We start from the raw sequence: 23,626 nt of genomic DNA, 5'->3' as shown, positions 1-23,626 counted from the left end.
ATATTTTTAAAATTATAATAATGAGTATTATGTTTTTTAAGCTACTTAATAGTATTTAAATAATTCTAATCATCAATAAAGATAATATAGAGTTATTGCTTTTTTATAATATTTAGTGTATAATTAATTAGGAGTATTTTATTCTAAAAATATTTTGCTTTAGAATGCTAAAGTAGTAGATTAGTTAAACTAAGAAGGGAGAAGCGATAATTTATGTTTAAAAAGAAAAAAACTTTTTTTATTTTTACAGTAGTTATTCTATTCAGTCTTTTATTAACAGGGGTAGTTAGTGCTCAACCAACTACTTTTCTTTCCATTGCAACTGGAGGTACTTCTGGTACCTATTATCCAATCGGTGGAGCAATTGCCAAAGTCTTAAATGAAAATATTGAAAATTTAAATGCCTCTGCCCAATCCACAGGTGCCTCAGTTACAAATACTCGCCTTATTTATAATCAAGAAGTTGAACTTGCAATCTTACAAAATGATATTGCAAATTATGCCATCAAAGGTGAGCGTCAATTTGAGGGCAATCAGGTTAATAATATGCAAGGGATAGCAGCTTTATATCCCGAAGTCATCCAAATTATTGTACGGGATGATGCAAATATAAAAAGTATTGCAGATCTTAAAGGAAAAAGCGTTGCTGTTGGAGCTCCTGGTAGTGGAGCTGAAGCAAATGCTAGTCAAATTTTGAGTCTCTTTGGTTTAGATTATGAAGACATTGACGAAGACTACTTATCTTTTGGAGAAGCAGCAAGCAGACTTAAAGATAGACAAATTGATGCAGCTTTTTTAACAGCAGGAATTCCAACTGCAGCAGTAATGGATGTAGCAGCCACTCAGTCGATTTCACTGCTCAAGTTTAGTGATCAAGAAATAAAAGCCTTAAATGAAGCTTATCCCTATTTAACTGGAGTTACAGTTCCAGCAGGAACTTATAATGGTTTAGAAACAGATGTACAAACAGTTGCTTTACAGGCGATTTTAGTTGTTGATTCAGACTTAAGTGAAGAGTTAGTCTATAATATTACTCAAGCCATTTTTGAAAATAGAGAAACTTTAATTGCAGCTCATGCTAGAGCTAAAGATATTACTTTAGAAGGAGCAAAAACAGGAATGACTGTTGATTTACATCCTGGAGCTCAAAAATATTATCAAGAACTAAAATAAGCTTTCAATCAAGTTTGATTAACAAAATTATTCAAATTAAAATTGAGTTTTTAAAATTAATATTAAACCTCTAAATTTATTTAAAAGGAGGACATCCGGGTATTGAAAAATACCCGGCTCTTATTTATTATGCTAAAAAAAATTAAATTCAAATCATTTTATTTAATCTTTTTATCTTTAATTCTTATTTTTAGCCTTAATTTTATTAAAATTAGTTTTTTAGAAATTATAGATTATCAAGCAGACAAAACAATTTTAGCAGAAAAAGTAGATAATGGAGATCAATTTAGTCTCAAATACCTACATTCGGTTGCTAGAACTCCAGTAATCGAATTTTTTAAAATTAAAGACCAAAAAATATTACTAACTGGCACAGAATATCAATCATATGGAGCTGGTCTTCCCACTTCTAATAATTTAGGAGACTATATTTTAAAAGATAATAAGTTTATCATTCAAAATATAGACCAAGTTTTACCAGAAATTATGCTTAGAGTTAGTAATTATGCTCAAACAGAATTTATTTACAATCAGAAAACTTATAAATTATTTAAACTAGCAAAAAATGAAACTTTATTTCAGATTAAAATTAAAAAAATTAGCTATTTAAGTTTTATCTTAAGGAGGTATTATAATGGCTGAAAAAGAACACTTACAAGAAGATGAATTACTTAAAAAATATGATCCTAAAACTGATTATCGACATTATACAGGCTTAGCCGCCATCCTTGTTTCAACAATTGCTGTTAGTTTATCTTTATTTCATCTCTATACAGCTGGTTTTGGGGTTTTAATTGCCTTAAAACAAAGAGCAGTCCACCTTGGTTTTATTTTCACTTTGATTTTCCTGCTCTATCCGACTTTAAAAAAACAAAAAGCAAATAAACTTTTATTGACTTTTGATTTACTTTTAGCATTCAGTAGTATAGCAATCTCAACTTATATTATAATTAACTATCAAGAACTTGTACAGCGGGCTGGAATGTTTACTCAACTTGATCATTTTATGGCGATATTAGCAATAATAATTGTTTTAGAAGGAACTCGAAGAGCTTTAGGCCCTGAATTACCTATTATTTCGATCCTCTTTTTACTTTATGCACATTATGGTCAACAAATGCCAGGAATGTTAGCACATCGTGGTTATTCTTGGTCTAGAATCGCTAGTCATATGTATTTTACTACAGAAGGTATTTTTGGGATTCCACTTGGAGTCTCTGCTACTTATATCTTCCTCTTTTTACTTTTAGGAGCCTTTGCCAAAAGAACAGGCTTAGGTGATCTATTTATTGACTTAGCTCTTTCTTTAACTGGTCGAACAACTGGAGGACCAGCCAAAGCAGCTGTTGTTTCTAGTGGTTTAATGGGTTCTATTTCCGGAAGTTCAGTTGCTAATACAGTAACAACTGGTTCTTTTACTATTCCCTTAATGAAAAGAGTTGGTTATAATTCACGTTTTGCAGCTGCAGTAGAAGCAGCAGCCTCTACTGGAGGACAGATAATGCCACCAATTATGGGAGCTGCAGCTTTTATTATGGCCGAATTTATTGGAGTACCTTATGTAACTATTGCCAAAGCAGCAATTTTACCAGCTATTTTATATTATATTACTGTTGGTTTAATGGTTCACTTTGAAGCAAAAAAACAAGGTTTAAAAGGGATGGAAGCAAATTTAATTCCTAAATTTTTAACTGTTATCAAAACTAGAGGTCATATGATTGTTCCTTTAATAATTATTTTTTATTATCTTTTTAAAGGTTATACACCTCTACGAGCTGCTTTTTTAGGAATTTTAGTTTCTTTTGCTTTAAGCTTTCTAAAAAAAGATACAAGAATGAGTCTGCAGGATTTAAGTGATACTTTAAGAGAAGGTGCTATTTCTGCTTTAGGTGTTGCAGCAGCTTGTGCTGCAGTAGGATTTATAGTTGGAGTTACTACTTTAACTGGACTTGGACTTAAATTTACCAGTTTAACAGTAGCTTTAGCCAATGGAAATTTATTTTTAGCTCTTTTCTTTACTATGGTGGCTTGTACCATTTTAGGAACAGGTTTACCAACAACTGCTACTTATATTGTTTTAGCTACAATGGCCGCACCTGCCTTAACCCAACTTGGAGTGCCTATTATAGCAGCCCACTTATTTGTACTTTATTTTGGAGTAGTAGCAGACTTAACACCGCCAGCCGCTTTAGCCGCTTATGCTGGCGCAGGAATAGCGGGTTCTAACCCTTTAAAAACAGGACTTACAGCAGTTAAATTAGCAGTAGCTGGTTTTGTAGTTCCTTTTGTTTTTGCTTATTCTCCTTCACTACTTTTAATTGATAGTAAAATAACACAAGTTATTTTAATTACTGGTAGTTCTATTCTAGGAGTTTTTGCTTTAGCAGCTGCAGTTCTTGCTTATCTAAATCGAAAAACAACATTTTTAGAAAGATTATTGCTTTTCATCAGTTCTTTTGCGCTCTTAATCCCAGACTGGAAAACTGATATTTTAGGTCTTATTTTACTAGCAATAGTTATTTATTTGCAGTTTAGAAACAAAAAAACTCAGTAATCAATTAAAGGACAACTAGTGTTTAACTTCTAGTTGTCCTTTTTAATTTACTGTTTATAATTATTCAAAAATTTATGCAAACGTCCAAGAGCAATTTTGAGATCTTCTTCCCCTGGTAAAAAAACTACTCTAAAATGATTTGGTTTAGGCCAATTAAAACCACTTCCTTGAACTAAAAGTACTTTTTCTTGAATTAATAAATCTAAAATAAATTGCTCATCATTTTTTATATTATAAAGATCAGTATCTATTTTAGGAAAAAGATAAAGTCCTGCATCTGGTTTAACACAACTAATTCCAGGAATATCAGTTAAAAGCTTATGAGCTAAATCTCGTTGTTCTTTTAAGCGTCCACCAGGTAATACTAATTCATCAATACTTTGATAGCCCCCCAAAGAAGTTTGAATAGCATATTGAGAAGGAACATTACTACAAAGTCTCATTGAAGAAAGTATATTTAAGCCTTCTATATAACCTTGAGCATGATATTTTTTTCCACTAATCATCATCCAACCAGCTCTAAATCCAGGAATTCTATGTGACTTAGAAAGACCACTAAAAGTAACAACTAAGACATCATCAGTTAAAGTTGCGATTGAACAATGTTTTTGTTTATTATATGTTATTTTTTCATAAATTTCATCACTATAAATAATAAGTTGATTTTCTTTAGCAATTTTTATAATCCCTTCTAAAATTTCCTGAGGATAATTTGCTCCTGTGGGATTATTGGGATTAATAATTACTATAGCCTTAGTATTTTGATTAATTTTGGCCCGAATATCAACTAAATCTGGATACCAATTAGATTCTTCATCACAAAGATAGTGAACTGCTTTTCCTCCAGCTAAATTAACTGAAGCTGTCCAAAGTGGATAATCAGGCATCGGAATTAAAACTTCATCTCCACTATCTAATAATCCCTGCATTGCTAAAGTTATAAGTTCACTAACTCCATTACCTATATAAATATCATTAATCTCAACATCCATAATTCCCTTTTTTTGATAATACTGCATTACAGCTTTACGAGCTGAAAAAATACCCTTAGAATCACAATAACCCTGAGCATTTTTCAAATTATACATTACATCATGAATAATTTCATCTGGAGCATTAAACCCAAAAGGAGCTGTATTTCCAATATTTAATTTATAAATATTATATCCTTCTTCTTCTAATCTAGTTGCCTCTTCTAATACCGGGCCCCTAATATCATAACAAACATTGTCTAACTTAAGTGATTTTTTTATATAATCCATATTTCTGCCTCCATTTTTACTCAATTCTAACTACTCTTTATAAGATTAAGCTCAATTTAATTAATATTAATTAGCAAAGAAATCTAAAGCAGTCTGCACCATAACTGCTACACCATCTTTTAAAACTGAATCATCAAATTGAAAATCAGACTGATGATGATTTATTATTTGACCTGGAGGAGCAATTCCTAAAAAATAAAAAACAGCTGGTATAGATTGATTAAAATAAGCAAAGTCTTCTCCTCCCATTTCCGCTTGCTGTCGTTTTTGTACTCGCTCTTTACCTAAAACTTTAACAGCTGCTTGAGCCAAAATTTTAGTTAAAGCTGCATCATTTATTACCGCAGGATAACCAAAATTATAATCGAGCTTATAATCAGCCCCATAAATATCACAGATATTAGCAATTATTTTTTTTATATTAGTTGCTAATTTTTCTCGTATCTCACTTTTTAAAGAACGAACTGTTGCTTTTAAGATTGCTCGATCTGGGATAATATTATGGGTAGTACCTGCTTCAAAATTACAAACCGAAATTACAGCTGAATCTAAAGGATCAATTCGACGACTAACTAAAGTTTGTAAGGCCGAAACTATTTCAGCTCCAATTGGAATTGGATCAATAGTATTTTGAGGACGAGCTGCATGACCACCATTCCCTATTATTTCTAAATCAAAACTATCAGTTGCTGCCATTAAAGGGCCAGTTTTATATTCAACTACGCCCTTTGGGCTACTCCCCCAGAGATGGAGTCCAATTGCTGCATCAACACTCGGATTTTTAAGTATCCCTGCTTTGATCATTCCAGCAGCTCCGCCAGAAGTTTCCTCTCCTGGCTGAAAAACAAATTTTAAATTACCCTCAAATTCTTGAGCTAATTTTTTTAGAACAATTGCTGTTCCAATTAAAATTGCAGTATGGCCATCATGTCCACAAGCATGCATAACTCCCTCTTTTTTCGATTTAAAATTCAAACTATTTTTTTCCTGCACAGGTAGAGCATCCATATCTGCTCTAATTAAGAGGGTTTTAGCAGTTGGATCACTGCTATTTATAAAAGTAGCAGTGACCCCTGTTCCATATATATTTTCTTTAACTTCAAAGCCTAAGTTTTTCATTTCTTCAGCTGCCAAAGCAGCTGTTTCTTTTTCAGCAAAAGATAATTCTGGATTTTGATGAATTATCCTTCTAATTTTAATAACTTTTTCTTCTACTGCTAAAACTTTACTTTTAATTAAATTTGTTAATTTAGTTTTTGCCATTTTAGTTCACCTTAAACTCCTTAACTAATTGTTCTAAATGTTTTGCCATATTTTCTAATTCATCTGCAGAAGCAGAAATTTCTTCGACTGTAGCACTTTGTTCCTCAGCTAAGGCTGAAACCTCTTCTGCACTAGCAGAATTATTCTCAATTGCACTACCAACTGAATCTACTGCCTGATTAATAGTCTCAATAATTTGATCTAATTGATCTGCAAAGTCATGCATATCTTCAACCTTTTTATTAGTCTTATTAGAAGCACTAACCATTTGCTCTAAAGAATCTCCAGCTTGATTAATAATTTTAATCTGCTTATTAACTTCTTCAATATTAGTATCCATAGAATTTACAGTAGCTGTAGTTTCAGACTGAATATCTTCAATTAAGGAACTAATTTGATTTGTAACTTCAGATGATTCTTCTGCTAGCTCTCTAACTTCTTCTGCTACAACTGAAAAACCTCTACCTTTTTCTCCAGCTCTGGCTGCTTCGATAGCAGCATTTAAAGCAAGTAAATTAGTTTGAGATGAAATACCTTCAATCATTTTAACCATTGAGCCAATTTCTTCTGATCTTTTACCTAATTTTTCTATAGCTTCAGTTGCAAAATTAACAGTTTCACTAACAACATCTAGCTGACTAATTGCTTCTTGAATAGCTTTTTGGCCTTGAACTGCTGCTGCTGCTGATTGATCAGCTAATTTTAAACTTTCTTCAGTATTTTCTTTTAAACTCCCACCTTCTTGATCAAGTTCTGATGCTACTGCCTTAACATTAGCAATTTCACGTCCAATTTCTTCACTTCCCTGAGCAACTTCAGTAATACTATGAGCTATTTCTTCTGCTCCCCGACCAGTATCCTCAGAAACAGTATTTAAATCGGTTACAGCTGTTACCACAGCTTCCGAATTATCATTAATATTACTAACAAGATTTCTTAAAGTTTCTACAGTATTGTTAAAAGCAGCAATTAAAACTCCCAACTCGTCAGTTTTTTTAGTTTCTACTTTATTTCTTAAATCACCTTTGGCTGCTTTATTTGCTTGTTCAACTAACTTATTAATTGGACCAACAGTAGTTTTGGTTAAAATCCAAGCAATTAAAATTGAAAGTACTAAAGTAATAATTGTGGCTGCAAAAAAGATAAAATCAGCAAAACTAAGCATCTCATCTTTTTTAAGTTTTAACTGGTTAATTTTTTGATCAGTTAACTCAACCATCTCAGTTAAATTTTTCCTAACTAAATTTAGATTTGGTTTAATATCTTGCTTAAAAATTTCTAAAGCCTTTGCTTCTTCTCCCTTTTGATAAAGTTTTACCACTTCTTGGCCGTGTTTATGTAAAAGCTCGTGCGGCTTTTCCATTGCCTGATAAGGGTTTTTAAAATATGGTTCAGGCTCTATACTATAATACCATTGACCTAAATTGCACTCAGTGTGATCACCAAGTTGAGGTCTATTTCCTCCAATTAACATTTCATACAAGCTAATCATCCATAAATGATGATCAATTTCTAAATTAGTCAATTTCAACTGAAAATCTTGCATTTCCATAATTTCTTCTTCCATCTTAATTACCTGATGTGAATAGTGATATTCGATATAACTAGCTGTAGCAAATAAAACAATTATAACCAAAAAAGCCAAAATGAATTTAGCAAACATTGATCCCTTAATTTTTTTTAGCATTAATTTACCCCCATTAGATAAAAGTAGTTTAATTTATAAATAAAACTTTGCCTTGATTTTGTTTCCAGACTGATTAAAATTAAGTTGATTACTTAATTTACAAATAATTTTTAAGCCTCTACCCCGAGCTTGAAATTTAGGCATATTTTTTAAATCTTGTTTCAACCAATTAAAGCCTGGCCCTGGATCCTGAACACTTAGTTCTAAAATAGAAGAACTTAATTTAACTTTAATTTTAACTTTCAAATTTTGCTGATTAGAACTTTGAGCAGCAGCTAAGCTGCAGCCATGTTCTATAGCATTTGCTAGCATTTCTCTTAATACTAATTCCAAATTACAAAGAAACTCTGGCTCTAATTCAGCTGCCTGCTCTAAAGCTTTTAATATTTTTTTTAAAACTATAGTAATTTCTGCAGCTTTAGGATTTATCTGATAAGTTTTATTTAACTTAATATTTTCCATTCCAGCCACCTCAGCTTCTACTATTTTTATGATTCTGCTAAAGCTTTATCTAAATCTGTAAAAACAGGAATAATTTCTCTCATTTTAGTAACATCAAATACTCTTTTCAATTTAGCATTTGGATTAACTACTTTTAAGCTACCATCTCTTTTTTGCATAAATTTAAATAAAGATAAAAGCAATCCAACACCTGAACTATCTAAATAAGAAACCTGAGCAAGATCAATAATTAGAACATCAACTTCCTCATTAGTTATTAATTCAGCTTTGACTTTTTCTTTAAGCTGATTAGAATTTTCAAAATTAACTTCACCTTCAAATTTAATTACAGCTTTATTTGCTTCTAAACTTATTTTTAATGGCTCATTTATCATCTTAACACCCCTTTAAATTTGACTTAGTTTCTCAATAAAATTATTTTTTAAAACTAAAAAATATAACTTAGTTTTCATTTTGTTTTTAGTTATATAAATTTTATCTTTTTGAAAAATATAATTTTTTTTACTATTTATTTTATTTTGCAAATCAAGCTGAGTTAGAGAAATTAATTCTGGATACAAATCAATTAAATTTTTAGACCATTTACTCTTATTTAATCTTTCTAAGCTTAAAAAAATAAATTCTTCCTTTTTTATTATTTTTACTTTTAGTTCAAAAGGTTCAACTTGAAGTGTATTTTTTATAAGTTTTTTTAATAGCTTTATCTTTTCTAAATCAAAATCTAGATATTGCTTTAAAAAAGCAAGAACTTCCACTCTTTTTTTAGTAAAATTAGATTCAGCTAAGTTAAAATCAATACTTAAATCAGCTGCAATTCTTTCCAAAAATAAAATAGTTATATCATCAGCTGCAGTTTTACCGTTAGTAAAACAATAAAAATCTAAACAAATTAAGTCTTTTAAAAATGGAGCAGGCAAAAAACTATATCCAGCTAATAATCTCTCTAATCTTTGATTATAATTTTCTGTGCCATCATTTTCTTCTAATAAACCATCTGTTGATAAAATTAAAGTGTTATTTGCTTCAATTTTAATTGATTTTTCTGCTCTACTATCTGTTAGAGCACCTAGAGCTGAAGAAATTGGTAAACCACCAATATTTATTTTTTCTAACTTAGCTTCTGGCTTGCTCAAATAAAGAGGAAATTGAAAACCACCACAACTATAATTTAAGCTATTTTTTTTGCGATCAAAAACTCCAATAAAAAGACAAACTAGATAATCATCAGGAAAATCCTCTTTTTGATACTGCTGATCAATATAATTAATCAATTCTCTTGTCGATATCTTTTCACCTGGATTATGCCTTAACTTAAAATAGTTTTCAATAGCTTCATTAATAAAAATAGCCAACAAAGTACTATCAATTCCATGACCAGAAACATCAAAAAAATAAAGTAGATATTGTTCAAAAAAAGGAGCAAGTAATTCATGCTCAATTTTAAAAAAATTATAAGCATCTCCACCAATATACTCTGCTGGCTGGTAATAATCAACAACCAAATAATTTGTAGGTTCGACTAATTGGTCAGGCAAAATTCTACGATGGATATTTCTTGCTTTCTCAAGTTTAGTTTTAATATCTAATTCTAAACTATTTATTTTTTGAGCTTGTTTATGCAGCTGTTTTTCTTTAACAGCTAAATTTTTTTCTATTTTTTCAACTTTATTTTTATAATTTAAATTTTTAAAAATCAAAAAAGCAATTAATATAAAAAAAGCTAAAAATATAAATAATACTGATTTCATAATATCCATCCTAAGTTTATCAATTAATAATTATTAATCCTAATAATTTAAGTATATAATTTAAACTACTAAAAATCAATTTTTTAGGATTTAAAATAGAAGCTAATTTAGCTCAGTTTCAATTTCTATCACTTTATTTAAATGAATTAATTCAAACATATTCTTAATATAATTACTTTTTACATTTTTAATAATTAATTTTCCCTTTTTTTCTTTAATTCTCTTATGAAAAAGTAAAATTTTCCCTAAACCAGAACTATCAATACTTTCAACTTCAGAAAAATCAATAATAAATTTTTGGTATCCTTTTTCTAAAAACCTTAATAATTCTTTTTTTAATACTTGAGAATTAGAAAAATCTATATTGCCAACTGGACTAATAACTACCTCTTTTTCGTCTATAATTTCAATCTTGTTTTCCATCTTTAAACCTCCTAATTTAAGTATTAAATAGATTCTTTTAAAACTGCCACTAAATTTTTATCTAATTTAGATTCTAACTGCATTTGCTCAATAATCTTAAGGGCTTTAGAAATAGTAAAGGCTGCTCGATAAGGCCTATCTTCTGTTAGAGCCTGAAAAACATCACTAATTGCCATTATTCTACTACCTAAATTTAAATTTTCAGCATTAATTCGAAAAGGATAACCAGTTCCGTCAAGTCGCTCATGGTGAAAAGCAGCCCATTCTGGAATACTACCTAAACCTTCAATTCTATTTAAGAGGCGATAAGTATAAAAAGTATGCTGCTTAATTAACTTATATTCTGAATTAGTTAATTCTCTCTTTTTTTCTATTATTTGATTTGGTACAATTAATTTACCTAAATCATGAAATAAACCAGCAATTCTAATTGCTCGTTGTTCTTTTAAATTAAATCCCAATTCACTAGTTAACATTGCAGCAATAGTAGCTACTCCTGAACTATGACGGGATGTAAAAGGACTCACTCGATCAATTAAATGAGCAACTATACTAGCTAAAGACTCTAAATTACCTAAATTTATATCTCTTTTAGTATTTTTACCCCATTTTCTTAAAATATGATTATATTCTTTAGTTTCTAAATTTAACCAGAATGATTCTTTTTGAGCTAAGTCAAGAAAAATATTAACTAATTTAGGATCAAACCAACTGCCAGATTTAACCTTAATATCTCTCATAATTTCTTCTTTTTGTTCTAAAATAAAAGTATCTGCAGCAACTCTAGCTTCAATGCGATCTGCCAGTCTAATAACTCTACTGGCCAGCGGTATTGCTTCTTTTTGAATACCATCAATATTTTGCTGACTAAAATTATGATGATGATAATAAACAATTTGAGCAAGTTCTGGCATGAAATCTAATTTTTGCAGTAGTTCAGCCCCAATTTGAGAATGGTTTTCTGCAACTTTTTCTTCCAATTCAAAAAAGTTTTGAGCTTTTTCTTTATCAGCATAATTAATAATTCCCAAATCATGGACTAAAGCTGCTAAGACTATTTCATTTTTCTTTGTTTCTGTTAACTTAAGTTTTGCTGCAATTTCTAAAGCTATATAAGCAACTCGACTTGAATGATCTAAAATATCATAACTCCCAATATCTAAAGCTCTAGAAATAGTAATAAACAGATCACTAACTCTCATTTTTGCTGCAGGTATTTTTCCTAAACAATTTAATTTTGTTTTCAACAAACTGGCAACCTCCAAAGCTGAATTTTTAGTTAAGCATTATTTTTTTCCTCAAAATGATCTTTTAGTGCTTCATATCTTGATCTTAGTAAACGTTCATGCCCTTTTTCATCTTTAATTAGTTGATCAAATAAAGCCTGGGCCATCTCATCATCAGTCTGAGACTTTAATTTCTGATATTTTTTTTGTGCTGCAATTTCCTCATCAATTGCTTCTAAAATACCTGCTAAAACTGGATCCATTTTTATTCCTCCTTCTTCTAATTTAAAACTAAATTTATATTAAAAGCCTTTAGATTTAAAAATAATTATAAATCTTATCCCAAAATAAAATAATAGTTAAAAAAATCGGTATCCACATCAATTGTAAAGTGAAATCCTGATAGATAAAAGCATGTAATTTACTGGCAGCATTAAAAATAGCATTATAAAAAAAGGTTTCAAATATTTTTTCAGTATCTAATTTAATACTTTTACGACTCAAACCATAAATAAAGTTTAAAAAGACCTGTAAATAGACTTCAAGTGAAATATTGGCCCGAGCACTAACCCAAAAACCATTATTATTTTGAAATAAATAAGCAGCAAAAGCCAAATAAAGCAAACTATCTCTTAAACCACTTAGCAGATGAAAATCTTTTTGAACCAGAGAAGCTAAAACTTCACCAGGCATTTCAGGCCAAATCCCCACTACAATAATACCAACAATTCCCGTTAATAAGGCTAAAATATCTTGAACATAAATTTGATAATTATTTAAAGATTTTTTTAAATCAGAAATAAAATTACTATAATCTTGATCTTTAATAAAAATCCAATAAATTACTCGAGCTGCATAAAGAAAACTTAAAAGTCCTAATAAAAAGAATACAAACTTGGTTAAAAAGCCAGTACTTTGAGCAGACTTAATTAAATACTTACTATTATAACCAGCAGTCATGACTACTGCTGCTAAAGAAGAAAAACTTAAAATAGTTGCTAAAGAAGTTATGGGCCTGCGGACAAAAGCATCTTTAAACTCATAAATAATTCTAGTCTTATATTCACGCTGCCAGATTCCACTACTAATAAATAAAGTTGTTTTGGCAAAACCATGAGCTATAATATGAACTACTGCCCCATAAAAAGCATATTGACCCCCAGTTCCAATTGCCAAAGCAATAAAACCCAGCTGGCTAACTGTAGAATAAGCTAACATTATTTTAAGATCTGCTGATTTTAAGGCCTGCCAACCTGCATAACTAATCATAGCTAAACCTAATAAAAAAAGAAAAGTATTACCTGTTTCCATTGGTATAATTTTAAGCAAAAATATATAACCTAATTTAACAACCCAGCCTGATAAAATTGCACTAACAGGTGCAGGTGCTTCCGAATGAATTGGAGGTAACCAAAAATGAAATAAAAATAAACCACTTTTCATCCCAATTCCCATTATTAAAATAAATTGTAAGGGAACTGAATCAATAACTCCAATTTTAGTATAACCAAAAGCATTTGCAGCTAAAGCTGCAAAAAGTAAAATACTACTACCACTAAATTGAATTACAAAATACTGTCTAACAAGTTTCCAATCACTCCAAGCTAACATAAAAGTAGTTGCTAAAGTTACCATTTCCCAAGCAAAAAGAAAGAAAAACCAATCATTAGTTAAAATAACAACTACAGTACTTACTAAATAAACTAAGCTTAAAAGATAATATAAAAGCTTATTTTGATTAATATAATTCCAGGCTGCTAAAGCTGTCATTAGAGTTAAAATAACTCCTACCTCAGCTAAGAGTGGAAAAAAACTATTGAATTGAAAACTCGCCAAAAACTGCTGCCAGATAAGAGCCATCATTTAACCTCCTAAAACTAATTCTATATAGCGCTGTACATTCATAATGCTTTTAATTGATAATCTAAGTGGTAAATCAAAAAATCTAAAACCAAGTCCAAATAAAATAATAAAACCAGTATAAGCATAAGTTATAAAACTTACAATTTTTTCTCTGTATAAAACTGAAAGTAAAGGTCTACTATAAATTTCTTCTTTTAAACTAGCATCTGTTATCTTAATTTCTTCAAAACCTTTAGCTATATAACGTAGATAATAAATAACTGCTGTTAAACTACCAAAAATAACTATAAAAGCTCCAAAATAACTACGAGCTTCTAAAAAGGCCATTAAAACATACCATTTACTAGCAAAACCTAATAAAGGGGGCATTCCAATCATGCTTAATAACAAAATAATAAAAGCCACAAAAACTGATAGATTACGGATTCCAACTCCCTTAAAGTCTTCATAAGCATGAGTACGAGTATATTGTAATAAATAGCCACAAGCTACAAAAAGCCCTGCTTTCATAAACATATGACTTATAATATGGAGCAAGCCTCCATAAAAACCAGCTTCTGTATTGAGCATCAATACAGCTAAAATCATTCCAATATGGCCCAGACTAGAATAAGCTAAAAGCCGCTTAATATTATTTGACTGTAAAGCAAATACATGGCCTAAAAAAGAAGATAATAAAGCCAAATCAAGCAAAAAGATATTAAGATTTAAATTTTGAAGGGTTTCAAAACCAATTACAGTCCAAAAAATGCGGATAAAGATATATAAATATACTTTTGACAAAATCCCTGCCAAAACTGCTGTTACTGGGGAAGGAGCAGAATCATAACTTTTAGGTAACCAAAATATAAAGGGAAAAATACCCATTTTAATTAAAATTGACGTTAAGAAAATAGCTGTAATAAAAAGTTGATTACCAGCTTCCAAACTAGCAAAATTATTAGCTAATTGAGCCATATTTAAAGTACCTAAATTAAAATAGACTAATAAAACTCCTAGAAAAAATAATAAACCTGCTAAAACATTATAAATCAGGTATTTAATAGCTGCAGCACTAGCTTCTTTGCTCCTTTTAAAACCGATTAAAGCCCCAGAAGTAATAGTTAACATTTCAATAAATACATAAATATTAAACAAATCAGCTGTCAAAATAGCTCCCATAGAGGCTGCTGCAATTAAAAAATAAAGCACATAATATTTGCCCTCATGGTGCCCAATATAACCAATAGAATAAACAACTATCAAAAATAAACTAAGAGCAGTAATCACTACAAATAAAAGACTTAAACCATCCATCGCTAGAGAAATACCTAAAGGTGGATGCCAACCACCCAAATAATATTTCAAGAAAAAATTACCACTCATAATTTCAGTAAAATTATTAATTATAATACTTATGATAAAATATGATTCTAGTAAAATTCCGACTAAAACAAAAAATCTTCTTAATTTAGCATTTATTAAATCAATAAATGGAATTAAAAAAGCTGTAGCCAAAGGTACTAAAATCAAAAATAAAATTTTAATATCCATCGATCAACCTCCCAAAACTAGCTCAATATATTTCTGTGGATTTAAAAGTTCAAAGACTGCTGTATTAACAGGCATCTCAAAAAATTTGAAAGTTAAACCTAGAAAAATAATTATTAAAGTAAAACTATAAATTACATTCTGTTTTATATTAGTTGGCTTCAAAAAGTACTTTAAAGCAAACAATTCAGTCTTAATACTTAAATTATCTGTTTTAACTTTACTATAAGCTTGTGAAATGTAACGTAAATAATAAACTAAAGCAATTAAACTACCAGCTGCAACTACAAAAGCCCCAAAAAAGTGCCGTGCTTCTAAAAAAGCTAATAAAACATACCATTTACTCACAAAACCAATCAAAGGTGGCATCCCTATTGTGCCTAAACAAATAATAATAAAAGCTATAAAAACCAATTTATTTTTATGACCTATTCCTTTTAAATCATCTATATGTTGGGATAAGGTTGTACGGAGTAAATAACCACTGGTTAAAAATAAAGCAGATTTCATTAAAAGATGAGCTATAATATGTAATAAACCACCATATAAAGCAGCTTCTGTATTTAACATTAATACAGCCAAAATCATTCCAATATGACCAATACTTGAATAAGCTAACATCTTCTTTAAATTATCAGCTTGTAGAGCAAAAATATGACCAATTAAACTGGAAACTAAAGCTAAATCTAGAACAAAATTATTTAAATGTAATTCAACTAAAAAATCAAAATTAATCATAGTCCAAAATAAGCGCATAAAAATATAAAGATACACTTTTAATAAAACTCCAGAAAGCAGAGCACTAATTGGAGCAGGACAAGCACTATGAGCCCTTGGTAACCAAAAATGAATAGGGAAAATTCCAAGTTTTATTAATAAAGCTAATAAAAAGAAAATAATTATTATTAACTGCATTGATGTTGAAATACTAGTAAAAGATTTAGCAACAGCTGCCATTTTTAAAGTACCTAAATTGAAATAAATTAAGATTATGGAAATGAAAAAGAAAATACCCCCAGTAATCCCATAAAATAAATACTGAACTGCTGCTCTAGTTGTAGCTTCAGTCTTTTTAAAAGAAATTAAAGGAGTAGTAAAAACTGTAATTGCTTCGATAAATAAATATAAAGTAAAAAGATCAGCAGTTAAAATACTCCCCTGAATAGCAGCTAAAACTAGAAAAAATAACATGAAATATCTTTTTTTCTTATTTTTTATGTACTGCGTAGAAAAAATTGTTATTAAAAATACTGCTCCACTAACAATTATAGAAAATAAAAGACTTAAATTATCTAAAGCAAAATTAATTACAAATGGAGTTCCTAAATAACCAAAAGTATACTGCAGAAAAAAATTCGAGTTTTTAATTAGCTCAAAATTAAAAATAAAAAGTGTCAAAATTAAAACCAATTCAATCCCAGCTCCAAAAATTGCTAAAAAGCCTATTAATCTCTCTCTCTCTTCAGAGCTAAAATAAATAACTAGAGCAGTAATAAAAGGCAGTAAAACCAATAATATTAATTCAATATTCATCCAATTCATTAGTCATTCAGCCCCTCTATTTGATCCCGATCAATTGTGCCAGTAAATTTATTTAATTCAATAATTAAGGTTAAAAGCAAAGCAGCAGTACTGGCCCCAATTACAATTCCTGTCAAAGTTAAAGCTTGTGGTACGGGATCATTAAAATTAGCTAGCTCTTCTCCTAATTTATGAATCGCAACCTCACCACCAATATCAGAAAAAGAAATTACCCAAAAAAAGACAGCTGCTTCCATTAAATTAAGACCAATTACATTTTTAATTAAATTTGTCTTAAAAATCAAAGCATAAAAACCTAAAATAAAGAGGATAATAAAAACTAGGCTGCTAAACATTAAAAATCCTCCTCAAAAGTTTTTTGAATCATACTATAAAAAATAATAGCCAAACCAGCACCAACTTTAAAACCAACACCGATATTAATATATGGTATACTCCCAGCAGAAATCAAACTACCAGTTTCTGCAGTTAAAAAACCTAAATTAGCTAAAAATGAACCTTCTAAAACAATACCAGCTAAACCAATAGCCAAAAAGGTCAGAGCTCCCAAAGTTTCTAGAGCAGTTTTAGTTTGAGGACTATAGCGACGATAGTCAAAAGCACTACCATAAACAATACTAAAAATAATTGAAATAGCAGCTAAAATTACTCCTCCCTGAAAACCTCCTCCTGGGGTTAAATGGCCATGTGTAATGATATAAAATCCAAACAGAGCAATAAAAGGAGTTAAAATTCCTAAACTTCTTTTAACAATAAAAGAAAGTCCTTTTGAAGAAACAGGCAGCATTTTACGAGATAAAATTAAAACAATACCACTAACTGCTCCAAAAATAACTGTACTCTCTCCTAAAGAATCAAAAGCTCGATAATCATAAAGAATGGCTGTAATTAAATTAAGAGAACCTGTATCTTTAAGCCCTGATTTAATAATATAGTTAGACAAACCTTCATTCAAACTTTTATATTCAGGAATCAAAGCAAAATTTTCATAAAAAGCAAAACTAAGCAAGAACAAAATCACTATGGTTAAAGTTCTTTTTTTAAATTTATCCAAAATTAACACCTCCGGCTGTCTTTTCAGTCGGAATCACCATGTCTTATCTGACTGATAGCACTCATAAAAATTGCAGTATTTAAACCAGCTCCAATTACAGCTTCTGCTAAAGCAACATCAGCAGCTTTATGTAACAAATAAAGAGCTGTCAAGAGCAAAGAAAAAATAGATAAAAAGATAATAGAAATTAATTCTTCATCAAAATAAACAGCCATTACAGCAGAAAAAATCAAAAATATAACTAAAAATATTTCAAGAATGACCAGCATCAGAATCTCTCCCTAAATATTCAGAATAAGCATCAATTTCATATTCTTGTGGTAAAGCTATTTTTCTTTTATAAGAAGCCCTAGCAATAGCATGTGTGGCCATTGGATTTGAAAAAAGGAAGAAAAAGCCAATCAATAAGATTTTGGCACTTAAGAAAAAATCCCAGACATAAATTGCAGTACCCATGGTAACTAAAACAGCTGACATAGTTAAAACTACAGCTCCAGCATGAATTCTCGTATAAACATCAGGAAATCTAATTAAACCCAAAACTGTTACAACTGCAAAAACAGCTCCAGTTCCAATTAAAAGATAAGAAAAAATTAATCTAATTGGCATTACTTATACAACTCCCCGTGCTCAAAATATTTAGCATAAATTAACATATCAATAAAAAGTAAAACAGCATAAGCTAAAACAATATCTACTAATAAAGCAATATCATATTCTAAAGCAATCATTAACATAACTATTGACATAAAAATACCAATAGTATCAGCTCCAATTAATCTATCTGTAATTGTAGGTCCAATTACAACTCGATAAGAAACAATTAAAGAAAGTATAGTAAAAAAAATGGCTAGACCTATAATCATCTAAAAATCACTCCAATCCAGCTTTCAAAACGGGCGATAATTTTCTTTTTCAATTCAGCTTCTTCTACTGTTTCGACATCAATCCAATGAATATAATAAGCTTTTTCTCCTCTATCATAATCTAAAGTTAAAGTTCCAGGAGTTAAGGTAATTAAATTAGCCAATAAAGTCAAACCAGTAATATCAGTTAATTTAGTCTTAACTTTAACAATCCCTGGATTAAAAGAAGGATCTTTTTCAAATACATGTTTAGAAACCTTAAGAGCAGCAGTAATTGCTTCGTAAAAAAAGACGGGAATAAATAATAATAAAAGAATAAGTTTTTTAAAATAATGATACCAGGGAAGTCTTCCCCGGACTTCCCTAAATAACATATCACTAAAAAATATTGTCACTAATAATGCAGCTGCACTGCCAACAATCAAAACATCTATTGTTATTTTTCCAGCAAAAATAAACCAGACAATCATTAAAAAGATAAAGGCAGAAATCTTCTGCAGCATCTAAAAACCCCCTACTTTAGTCTAAAGCATTTTGATATATTTCTAAAACAGCTTTTGTATCTAAATTAACAAAACTACCAATTTCACCATTTTCAGTCGCTTTTTGGGCCATTTCTTCTAAACGGTCTTCAGGAATCTCAAGTTCTTTTAAAGAAACAGGCATTCCGATTGAACTAAAGAACTCTTTGGTCTTTTTAATCCCCTGATAAGCTGTTTGTTCTAAATCTTTAAAGTCAGGCTCAATATCCCAGACTCGATGTGCAAATTGAGCAAAACGCTCTAGATCATGCTGATAAACATAATTCATCCAGGCCGGAAAAATAACAGCTAAACCAGCTCCATGAGCAACATCATAAATACCACTTAACTCATGTTCTATTCCATGTGAAGCCCAATCTTCTTCGCGTCCAGTACCCAGCAAACCATTGTGAGCTATAGTTCCAGTCCACATAATTTCAGCTCTAGCTGCATAATCTTCATTATTTGCCAGCACTTTAGGAGTATTTTTAATAATTGTTTTTAAGGCAGATTCAGCGAGGCGATCTGTTAATTCTACATCTTCAGTATTTGTAAAATACCTTTCCATAATATGAGCCATAATATCTACTGCTCCACAAGCGGTTTGATAATTAGGCAGAGTAAAAGTTAACTCTGGATTTAAAATTGCAAATTTAGGTCTGATTAAATTAGAACCAATACTTCTTTTATACATTCCATCTAATTTAGTTATCACAGAACTACCACTAGATTCACTTCCAGCCGCTGGAATTGTTAAGACTACTCCTATTGGAAGAGCCTCAGTAATCTTAGCTTCAGCTTCGAAAAAGTCCCAAACATCCCCATCATAAAAATAGCCAACTGAAATTGCCTTAGCTGAATCTATAACACTACCTCCACCAACTGCCAAAATAAAATCTATCTTTTCTTTACGGGCTAATTCTATTCCTGCTTGAACTAAACTTAATTTAGGGTTTGGTTCTACTCCACCCAGCTCAACATAATCAATCCCAGCCTTTTCTAAAGAGTTTATTACTTTAGTATAGGTACCATATTTTTTAATACTACCTCCACCATAATGAACTAAGACTTTGTAACCGTGTTGAGCTGTATATTTTCCTACCTCTTTTTCAGTCTCTTTGCCAAAAATAATTTTAGTTGTGTTCTGAAAAGAAAAATTTTGCATTTTAATTAGCCCCCTCTTAACTATTTTTTAAGTCTATTTAAATTAAATTTATTTTTAAACTATAAATACTCTATCAAACAAATTATATCATAATTTATTAAATAAATTCCAGATTTGAGCTTATTTAATTATCTTTTTTATTATTTTTAGATTCTTGTTCAGATTTTTCCTCTTTATTTTCAAAAATATTTTCTCCTAATTCTTCTACACTTTCACTTATTTCTTGGACTCGATCATAAAAATTAGCTAAAAGCTTTGGGCGATCTGTAATATAACCATCAGCACTAAACCAAGACATAATTTTAAGCTGCCAAGAGCGATTAATTACATAAGGCAAAACAAATAAATCTCTTTTGTGAGCTGCCCCTATATACCAGGGAAAACTAACATGTCCCTTAGGAGCAATACCATCTGCAATCTCTTCAGTTAAATCAAGCCATCTTTGCCAGCGTTTAGGCGAAACAAAATTCCTTTTAGTTAATAAAAGTCTTGGTGACTCTGGTCTCAGCTTAGCTAATTTTTTTAAACTTGCAGGTGAAAATGAAAGAAAAATAATTTTAGGTTTTTTATTTTTAGTTTCTAAAACATTTGCAGCTGCTAATTCTTTCACTAAAGTTTCCTCAATCTCTTCATATAAATAAGGACTTTTTAATTCTAAAGCTAAACCAACACCTGTTTTGCTTGGATTAACTAAAGCTAAAACTTCACTTAAAGTTAAAATTTCTAAATTACTATAATCAGCTTGTGCCCGCCCAGGATTTTTGACATTAAACCAGCTGCCATAATTTAATTTTTTTAATTCTGCTAAATTAAAATTTTGTAAATCATAATTCTCTCTCTGCGGAAAAACTCTTTTAGCATCAGTTAGACGCAGTAAATTTGTATCATGAAAAATAACTAACTCTCCATCTTGAGTTTGCTGTAAATCAAGTTCAATATAATCAATTCCACTTTTAATAGCCTGTTTAATAGCGGGAGCTGTTGACTCTGGAGCAGTAAAAGATGAACCACGGTGAGCTACTAAGATTGGATAATCAAGATTATATTTTTCAATAATTTTTTTACCCAAACGAGACGGTCTAATCAAATAATAAAATTCAAAATAAATCAGAGCCACTAAAAAAATAATAGCTGTAATAATTAAAAAATATTTAATTATTCCACCTCCTCAAAAATTTCTCCTTGGTTTCTAATAAAAATTTCCCGCATATAAGTTACTATTTCATTTAATTCTTTAATTTTTTGAGGTGAAATCTCAACCTCTTTTTTTTGATCTTTTAGATGCCCAACTTTTATTAACTGCTCTAATTCTTTAATAAATAATTGGCCATCTTTTAATAAAGTTGGAGTTTCATGTAAAAATAAAATTGGGTCTTCTCTTTCTAAATACAAAGAACTACCTACAAACTGATCTGGTAAATTTTTAAAACCTAATAAATCCAAAATAGTAGGGCTAATATCTGTTGTTGTTCCTTCACGACTTGAAACTTTATTTTCTAACTTAGGGTGTTTGATAAATAACGGAATATGATAAGGTGTTTTTAAATTACGCCAAAGAACAAAATCTCGACCTGATTGATATTCATTAGTCTCAATCTCAGATTCATGATCAGCATAAATTACTAATAAGGTATTATCTAAAACACCTGCTTTTTCTAATTTATTAACAAAGTTTTGCAGTGACTTATCTAAAAAATTAATCGACTTAAAATAATTCTGAACTAAATTATTGTCAACTTCAGCAAAATCTTCCACTGCTGTTTGTGGATAAAATTTAAAAGGAGTGTGACTGGTTAAAGAAATTAAATAAGCAAAAAACGGCTCATCTTTAGCTGCTTTTTCTTTAATAATCTCAGCTGTACTAGCAAAAAAATCATAATCATTAATTCCTAAAGATCTTTTTGCTGGAACTTGATATATTTTTTCTTTAAAATCACTTTGGCTATAAAACCTATCAAAACCTAAATCAGGATAAGCTTCAGCCCGATTAAAAAAGTTACGATTATTATTATGAAAAGCTAAAGTCTGATAACCTCTGTGTTTCAGCATTTTGGCTATAGAATGAAAATTACCTAGATTAATATCCTTAAAAGCATAACTTCTATTAACTGGATAAAGTGAAGTTAAAGTTGATAAATCAGCATCAAAACTCCCATTAACTTTTTGAGCATAAAAATTTTCAAAATAAAGACTATCTTTTTTTAAGTCATTTAAAAAGGGGGTTATTTCTTTTCCCTGCTGTCTATAATCAATAATTTTAGCATCAAGTGACTCAACTTGGATTAAAATAACATTTGTAGCTTGATCTAAATGATGAGTGCCACTAAGCTGTTTTTGTTTTTTATAATAAGGTATATTATCTAATTTAGGCTTTGCTTTCTTTTTTCCCCTTGTTAAATAACTATAACTTTCAAAAGTATATAAAGAAAAAATACCATAAACTGAAGCCATATAAGAACTACCTGATTGATACAAAGCAGCTGGGCTTTTTGCTCCTAAAAGCAAACTCCCAAAAACAAATTGGAAAGCTAAAATTAAAATTATTAAACTAAAAGAGCCAATTTTTTTTAATTTTAATCGTGCCCCAAAATAATTATTAGTTCTAAACTTCGAAATGCTTTTTAAGTCAGCTAAAGAATTAAAGCCAAAAAAACCTAATAAGGCTAGGTCTAAAATAATCAAAATATCTCTAAATTTAAAAATATGAATAAATAAAACTTCATACATTGAAAATGAGCCAGTTCCTTCTCCAGAAAAAATATCACTGATACTTAAAAAATTACCAAAATAACGATTATACCAATAATTAACAATAAAGAAAAAACTAAAAAGAAAAAATATGAAAAACAACCTCCGCCTTATTTTCTTAGAAATAAGCAGAGGCTCAATATATTTTAAATAAAAAGCTATAAAAAATAAATTTCTAATAATTAAAACAGTTATTGAAGGCACATAAAAGATCTGAAGCATTAAATAATTATACTTTATTAAAAAACTAAAAAGAAAAAGTAATGATAAATAATTTAAGCGCCTTTTTAATTCAAAATTACTTAACAAGTGAAATCCTCCTGTATCTAAAATTTAATTTGTTTCGCTTTAATCATATCAGATTATTATCTTGATGAAAAGTAATTTTTTAACACCAAATTGCTCGGTTTTATTTTAAGTGAAAAATAGTACAAAATTATTTTTTGAGATTTTTTTAGATATTTTTTATTAATAAAAAGGATTTTAAACCAAAATCTAGAAATTAAAGCTAAGCTTAAAAAAAATCGAGTTGAAAGGGA

Annotated in this window: 24 protein-coding genes; 3 read left to right on the top strand and 21 right to left on the bottom strand. The window is 29.7% G+C overall.

Features of this window, described 5'->3' with window-relative positions:
- The first annotated feature begins 213 nt into the window (after positions 1-213).
- The 3 genes from HPRAE_RS02165 to HPRAE_RS02155 all read left to right on the top strand — a co-directional run bounded on the left by HPRAE_RS02165 (position 214) and on the right by HPRAE_RS02155 (position 3,727).
- Positions 214-1,173, top strand: coding sequence for a TAXI family TRAP transporter solute-binding subunit (locus HPRAE_RS02165; protein ID WP_014552615.1), 960 nt, complete (start codon positions 214-216; stop codon positions 1,171-1,173).
- Between the two features lie 102 nt (positions 1,174-1,275).
- Complete coding sequence (locus HPRAE_RS02160; protein ID WP_014552614.1) at positions 1,276-1,815, top strand: DUF1850 domain-containing protein; 540 nt, start codon at positions 1,276-1,278, stop codon at positions 1,813-1,815.
- The gene (locus HPRAE_RS02155; RefSeq protein ID WP_014552613.1) at positions 1,808-3,727 is read left to right on the top strand and encodes a TRAP transporter permease; all 1,920 of its coding nucleotides are present in this window, start codon (positions 1,808-1,810) and stop codon (positions 3,725-3,727) included. Before HPRAE_RS02160 ends, HPRAE_RS02155 begins: the two co-directional genes overlap by 8 nt.
- A 47-nt stretch (positions 3,728-3,774) precedes the next feature.
- Here the strand turns inward: HPRAE_RS02155 and HPRAE_RS02150 are convergent, their stop codons facing one another.
- The 21 genes from HPRAE_RS02150 to HPRAE_RS02050 form a co-directional block, all read right to left on the bottom strand.
- Positions 3,775-4,989, bottom strand: coding sequence for a pyridoxal phosphate-dependent aminotransferase (locus HPRAE_RS02150; RefSeq protein WP_014552612.1), 1,215 nt, complete (start codon positions 4,987-4,989; stop codon positions 3,775-3,777).
- Positions 4,990-5,055: 66 nt separating this feature from the next.
- Positions 5,056-6,252, bottom strand: coding sequence for a M20 metallopeptidase family protein (locus HPRAE_RS02145; protein WP_014552611.1), 1,197 nt, complete (start codon positions 6,250-6,252; stop codon positions 5,056-5,058).
- Position 6,253: 1 nt separating this feature from the next.
- Positions 6,254-7,939: a methyl-accepting chemotaxis protein gene (locus tag HPRAE_RS02140; RefSeq protein WP_014552610.1), complete on the bottom strand. Its 1,686-nt coding sequence runs from the start codon at positions 7,937-7,939 to the stop codon at positions 6,254-6,256.
- A 33-nt stretch (positions 7,940-7,972) separates the two neighbouring features.
- A complete protein-coding gene (locus HPRAE_RS02135) occupies positions 7,973-8,401 on the bottom strand; it encodes an ATP-binding protein (protein WP_014552609.1) in 429 nt (142 codons plus the stop codon).
- Positions 8,402-8,427: 26 nt separating this feature from the next.
- The gene (locus HPRAE_RS02130) at positions 8,428-8,775 is read right to left on the bottom strand and encodes an STAS domain-containing protein (RefSeq protein WP_014552608.1); all 348 of its coding nucleotides are present in this window, start codon (positions 8,773-8,775) and stop codon (positions 8,428-8,430) included.
- 12 nt (positions 8,776-8,787) lie between these two features.
- The gene (locus HPRAE_RS02125; RefSeq protein ID WP_014552607.1) at positions 8,788-10,149 is read right to left on the bottom strand and encodes a PP2C family protein-serine/threonine phosphatase; all 1,362 of its coding nucleotides are present in this window, start codon (positions 10,147-10,149) and stop codon (positions 8,788-8,790) included.
- A gap of 102 nt (positions 10,150-10,251) precedes the next feature.
- Positions 10,252-10,572: an STAS domain-containing protein gene (locus HPRAE_RS02120; RefSeq protein WP_014552606.1), complete on the bottom strand. Its 321-nt coding sequence runs from the start codon at positions 10,570-10,572 to the stop codon at positions 10,252-10,254.
- Positions 10,573-10,595: 23 nt separating this feature from the next.
- Complete coding sequence (locus HPRAE_RS02115) at positions 10,596-11,822, bottom strand: HD-GYP domain-containing protein (protein ID WP_014552605.1); 1,227 nt, start codon at positions 11,820-11,822, stop codon at positions 10,596-10,598.
- Between the two features lie 29 nt (positions 11,823-11,851).
- On the bottom strand, positions 11,852-12,061 hold the full coding sequence (locus HPRAE_RS02110) for a ferritin family protein (RefSeq protein ID WP_014552604.1): 210 nt from the start codon (positions 12,059-12,061) through the stop codon (positions 11,852-11,854).
- Positions 12,062-12,116: 55 nt separating this feature from the next.
- Positions 12,117-13,658, bottom strand: coding sequence for a complex I subunit 5 family protein (locus HPRAE_RS02105; protein WP_014552603.1), 1,542 nt, complete (start codon positions 13,656-13,658; stop codon positions 12,117-12,119).
- A 3-nt stretch (positions 13,659-13,661) separates the two neighbouring features.
- On the bottom strand, positions 13,662-15,194 hold the full coding sequence (locus HPRAE_RS02100; RefSeq protein WP_014552602.1) for a complex I subunit 5 family protein: 1,533 nt from the start codon (positions 15,192-15,194) through the stop codon (positions 13,662-13,664).
- A 3-nt stretch (positions 15,195-15,197) separates the two neighbouring features.
- Positions 15,198-16,733 carry a complex I subunit 5 family protein gene (locus HPRAE_RS02095; RefSeq protein WP_014552601.1) on the bottom strand — a complete coding sequence of 512 codons (1,536 nt, stop codon included), beginning with the start codon at positions 16,731-16,733 and terminating at the stop codon, positions 15,198-15,200.
- A complete protein-coding gene (locus HPRAE_RS02090) occupies positions 16,733-17,068 on the bottom strand; it encodes a sodium:proton antiporter (protein ID WP_014552600.1) in 336 nt (111 codons plus the stop codon). The genes HPRAE_RS02095 and HPRAE_RS02090 overlap by 1 nt, the downstream gene beginning before the upstream one ends.
- Positions 17,068-17,796 (bottom strand): hydrogen gas-evolving membrane-bound hydrogenase subunit E, encoded by a 729-nt coding sequence (mbhE, locus tag HPRAE_RS02085; RefSeq protein ID WP_245528274.1) that lies wholly within the window; start codon positions 17,794-17,796, stop codon positions 17,068-17,070. Before mbhE ends, HPRAE_RS02090 begins: the two co-directional genes overlap by 1 nt.
- A 14-nt stretch (positions 17,797-17,810) precedes the next feature.
- Positions 17,811-18,056 carry a Na(+)/H(+) antiporter subunit B gene (locus HPRAE_RS02080; RefSeq protein WP_014552598.1) on the bottom strand — a complete coding sequence of 82 codons (246 nt, stop codon included), beginning with the start codon at positions 18,054-18,056 and terminating at the stop codon, positions 17,811-17,813.
- A complete protein-coding gene (mnhG, locus tag HPRAE_RS02075; protein WP_014552597.1) occupies positions 18,040-18,396 on the bottom strand; it encodes a monovalent cation/H(+) antiporter subunit G in 357 nt (118 codons plus the stop codon). Before mnhG ends, HPRAE_RS02080 begins: the two co-directional genes overlap by 17 nt.
- Complete coding sequence (locus tag HPRAE_RS02070; protein ID WP_014552596.1) at positions 18,396-18,653, bottom strand: MrpF/PhaF family protein; 258 nt, start codon at positions 18,651-18,653, stop codon at positions 18,396-18,398. The genes mnhG and HPRAE_RS02070 overlap by 1 nt, the downstream gene beginning before the upstream one ends.
- Positions 18,650-19,156: a Na+/H+ antiporter subunit E gene (locus tag HPRAE_RS02065; RefSeq protein WP_014552595.1), complete on the bottom strand. Its 507-nt coding sequence runs from the start codon at positions 19,154-19,156 to the stop codon at positions 18,650-18,652. Before HPRAE_RS02065 ends, HPRAE_RS02070 begins: the two co-directional genes overlap by 4 nt.
- Before the next feature lie 16 nt (positions 19,157-19,172).
- Complete coding sequence (locus HPRAE_RS02060) at positions 19,173-20,339, bottom strand: iron-containing alcohol dehydrogenase (RefSeq protein ID WP_014552594.1); 1,167 nt, start codon at positions 20,337-20,339, stop codon at positions 19,173-19,175.
- 124 nt (positions 20,340-20,463) lie between these two features.
- On the bottom strand, positions 20,464-21,408 hold the full coding sequence (locus HPRAE_RS02055) for a glycerophosphodiester phosphodiesterase family protein (RefSeq protein ID WP_245528273.1): 945 nt from the start codon (positions 21,406-21,408) through the stop codon (positions 20,464-20,466).
- 86 nt (positions 21,409-21,494) lie between these two features.
- Positions 21,495-23,396, bottom strand: a complete 1,902-nt coding sequence (locus HPRAE_RS02050) for an LTA synthase family protein (RefSeq protein ID WP_014552592.1) — start codon at positions 23,394-23,396, stop codon at positions 21,495-21,497.
- Between the last annotated feature and the right edge of the window lie 230 nt (positions 23,397-23,626).

The organism is Halanaerobium praevalens DSM 2228 (assembly GCF_000165465.1).
GTDB classification, from domain to species: domain Bacteria; phylum Bacillota; class Halanaerobiia; order Halanaerobiales; family Halanaerobiaceae; genus Halanaerobium; species Halanaerobium praevalens.
Note: the sequence above shows the minus strand (reverse complement) of the source record. Positions and strands in the feature narration are given on the sequence as shown.